Raw genomic sequence first — 870 nt, 5'->3', positions numbered from 1 at the left:
GTCGCGGATGCGCGGGTGTTTGGTGGTGGTGGGTTGTCGCGGTTGGCGGGGATGTTCCGGTTGGTGTTGGAGGCGATGGTTGCGGATCCGGGTGGGGATGCGCGGGTGGTGTGTGTGCCGTCTGGTGAGGCGGAGTGGTTGTTGGGTGTGGGTGCCGGTGGTGTGGTGCCGGTGTCTGGGGTGGCGTTTTCTGATTTTGCGGGGTGGGTGGTTTCTCGGCCGGGTGCGGTGGCGGTGTCCGGTGGTGGGGTGTCGTTGTCGTATGGGGAGTTGAACGCGGCGTCGAACAGGTTGGCGCGGTATCTGCGGTCGGTTGGTGTGGGCCCTGAGGTGTTGGTGGGGGTGTGTCTGCATCGGTCGGTGGAGCAGGTGGTGGCGATGTTGGCGGTGCATAAGGCGGGTGGGGTTTATGTGCCGTTGGATCCGGGTTATCCGGTGGAGCGGTTGGGGTTGATGGTTGGTGAGGCGGGGGCGTCTGTGGTGGTGACGTCGTCGTCGTTGGTGTCGGGGTTGTCGGTGTCGTCGGCGCGGGTGGTGTTGGTTGATCGTCCGGTGTGGGCGGATGAGTCGGCTGATGATTTGCCGGTGTTGGTGGGGCCGGAGAATGCGTGTTTTGTTGTTTTCACGTCGGGTTCGACGGGTCGGCCGAAGGGTGCGGTGGTCACTCATGCCGGTTTGGTGAACCGGACCCGGCACGTGGTGTCGGAGGTCTACCGCCTGGACTCCGACGGTGTGGTCCTGCAGAAGACGGAGATCGGGTTCGATGTGTCTCCGGCGGAGATCTACGCCGCGTTGTCGGCGGGGGCGCGGCTGGTCATCGCCCGTCCGGGTGGGCACCGCGATCCGGCTTACCTCCGCGACCTGATCATC

The 870-nt window shown here is 65.2% G+C and carries 1 protein-coding gene; it reads left to right on the top strand.

Going from position 1 to position 870, the window contains the following annotated elements:
- The coding region (locus ACLQ2S_RS27140; protein ID WP_425703820.1) for an AMP-binding protein at positions 1-870 on the top strand (870 nt) is incomplete at both ends.

This window comes from Micromonospora sp. DT48, from assembly GCF_049844495.1.
GTDB lineage: Bacteria > Actinomycetota > Actinomycetes > Mycobacteriales > Micromonosporaceae > Micromonospora.
Note: the sequence above shows the minus strand (reverse complement) of the source record. Positions and strands in the feature narration are given on the sequence as shown.